The organism is Allosphingosinicella sp. (assembly GCF_036387215.1).
Taxonomy (GTDB): domain Bacteria; phylum Pseudomonadota; class Alphaproteobacteria; order Sphingomonadales; family Sphingomonadaceae; genus Allosphingosinicella.
The window spans coordinates 1-2062 of the sequence record NZ_DASVUE010000098.1; the positions used below are offsets into that span (position 1 = coordinate 1).

Annotated in this window: 4 protein-coding genes; 1 reads left to right on the forward strand and 3 read right to left on the reverse strand. The window is 65.7% G+C overall.

The window, feature by feature from the left end; genetic code table 11:
• Window positions 1-194 (reverse strand): YkgJ family cysteine cluster protein (locus VF662_RS04345; protein WP_464138093.1); only part of this gene is annotated, 194 nt, incomplete at its 3' end.
• A complete protein-coding gene (locus VF662_RS04350) occupies window positions 191-784 on the reverse strand; it encodes an SCO family protein (RefSeq protein ID WP_464138095.1) in 594 nt (197 codons plus the stop codon). The genes VF662_RS04345 and VF662_RS04350, both read right to left, overlap by 4 nt.
• A gap of 61 nt (window positions 785-845) precedes the next feature.
• Here VF662_RS04350 and VF662_RS04355 point away from each other — a divergent pair, with 61 nt between their 5' ends.
• The gene (locus VF662_RS04355) at window positions 846-1445 is read left to right on the forward strand and encodes an ankyrin repeat domain-containing protein (RefSeq protein WP_464138099.1); all 600 of its coding nucleotides are present in this window, start codon (window positions 846-848) and stop codon (window positions 1443-1445) included.
• Here VF662_RS04355 and VF662_RS04360 read toward each other — a convergent pair.
• The gene (locus tag VF662_RS04360) at window positions 1442-1939 is read right to left on the reverse strand and encodes an MmcB family DNA repair protein (RefSeq protein ID WP_464138101.1); all 498 of its coding nucleotides are present in this window, start codon (window positions 1937-1939) and stop codon (window positions 1442-1444) included. The genes VF662_RS04355 and VF662_RS04360 overlap by 4 nt on opposite strands.
• Window positions 1940-2062: the final 123 nt, after the last annotated feature.

A 2062-nucleotide genomic window follows, 5' to 3' on the forward strand; every position in this document is an offset into this window, starting at 1 on the left:
CGCTGGCGATAGTTGCTGCAGCGGCCGGTTTGCGCATCGAGCAGCTTGCAGGTGACGTTGGTGCCGTGGATCTCGCCCGTCGCCTCGTCCTCCAGCTTGTGGAGGCAGCATTTGCCGCAGCCGTCGCAGAGCTGCTCCCATTGGGCGCGGTCGAGCTCCCGAAGCGGCTTTTCCCAGAACGGCGTGTCGGTCATTTCACCCAGCGTTTCAGCTCCGCTTCAATCGCATCGGCGCCCTTGTCGTGCGGGAGGATTGCGATCGGCTCGCCCTTCGGCCCGAACAGCAAGGCGATGCGCGAATGATTGACCATATAGTCGCTGGCGCCCGCTTTTTCCTCCTTGGAATAGAAAACGCCGTATTTCTTCGCCACATCCGCAATCTGATCAGGCGTTCCGGTGAGGCCGATCAGACGGGGGTGGAAGGCCGAGACATATTGCTTCAGCACCGCCGGCTTGTCCCGCTCCGGGTCCACTGAGATGAAGATCGGCTGCACGCGCGCCGCCTTTGCCGCATCGCTCTTCTCGAGCTGCCGCATCGCCTGGCCGATGCTCTGGAGGTCCACCGGGCAGACGTCGGGGCAGTAGGTGAAGCCGAAATAGACGAGGCGGTATTTCCCCTCGAACTGCCTGTCGGTGGCCTGGCGGCCGTCCTGGTCGGTGAGGGTGAACGGCCCGCCGAGCTTCGCGCCTTCCAGCGGGGGCGTGTCTCCCCCGCCGCTGGAGCAGGCGCCGATCAGCAGTGCGAGCAGCAGGGCGGCAAAGGCGAGGAAGCGGCTTTCATTCATGGCGCCGCCAGCCTTGCTTTGCTAAATGGCGGCAATCAAGCCGATATCCGGGGGTTCAAACGTGTTCCGCACCACCAAACTGGCCGTCGTCGCGGCTGCCGCTCTTGCCGTCTGTTCGGTTTCCGCGGGCGCCCAGAGCTATTCCGAAGGCTTCAAGTTCCTGAAGGCCGTCAAGGAGCGGGCAGGGAACACCGTCGAAGGCATCCTCGCAGGCTCCGGCGCGAGATTGGTCAACACCAAGGACATGACGTCGGGCGAAAGCGCGCTTCACATCGTCGCCCGCGACCGGGATCTCACCTGGCTTCGCTTCCTCCTCTCGAAGGGCGCGAGAGCGGATATCCAGAACAAGGACGGCGACACGCCGCTGATCATCGCGACCCAATTGGGCTGGGAAGAAGGAGCCGCCGCATTGATCGGCGCGGGGGCGAAGGTCGACGCCTTCAATTCGCGCGGCGAAACGCCGCTGATCCTGGCGGTCCACAAGCGGAACATCCCGATGATCCGCCAGCTGCTCTCCCGCGGAGCCGATCCGAAGCGCGCCGACCGCATCGCCGGCTATTCCGCGCTTGATTATGCCAAGCGCGACGATCGTTCCGGCGCAATCGTGCGGCTGCTCGAGTCGGCGCAGCCGGCAAAGCCGGTGGCGGGTCCTTCCCGCTAGTCCAGGCCGAAAAGCCCGGGATCGAGATCGCCCACCAGGCGCCGCGAGGCGCGCCTGGCGAAGCGGAGCGTTTCCGCCCGCCTCCGGGCGCCGGGGAGCTTACGCAGCGGCGCCTCCCGAACCACCGCGGCGTCGTAGCGGTCCGCGACGATGAGCCCGCAGCAATGCGGCTGGAACGGCTCCTCCTCGAACGGCGCGAGCTCGAATCCGGCCGGGACGGCCCAGTAGAAGCGGTCGCAATAATCGAGGTAGTTCGGCCATTTATGGTCGCCGAGCAGGTCCGCCCGCGAGACCTTGATCTCGACGATCGTCAGCAGCCCCTTCGGGCAGATCGCCATCATGTCCGCCCGCCGGCCGTTCGGCAGCGGCACCTCGCAGATGGCGAACAGGTCCTGCCGGAACAGCAGCCGGGTGACTCCGCGCGCCACGTCCTGCGCAGCGATTGGCGCATCGGCGAAGCACGGTTCGGCTCTGGGACTCGGGAGCGATGCCATCCCCCCGCTGCTAGAATGAAAAGGGAACGTTTGAAAGCCGGATCGGCGACGCGCGCCTTGCTTCAGGCTAGTCGTTCATTCCCTCGGAGAAGCGTTCGGCGGACGCCACGTCCAGCTCGACCA

What these genes read in the sequence shown, in the direction of transcription:
- VF662_RS04350 (WP_464138095.1), bottom strand. Translation starts at nt 784, where the DNA reads ATGAATGAAAGCCGCTTCCTCGCCTTTGCCGCCCTGCTGCTCGCACTG.
- VF662_RS04360 (WP_464138101.1), bottom strand. Translation starts at nt 1,939, where the DNA reads ATGGCATCGCTCCCGAGTCCCAGAGCCGAACCGTGCTTCGCCGATGCG.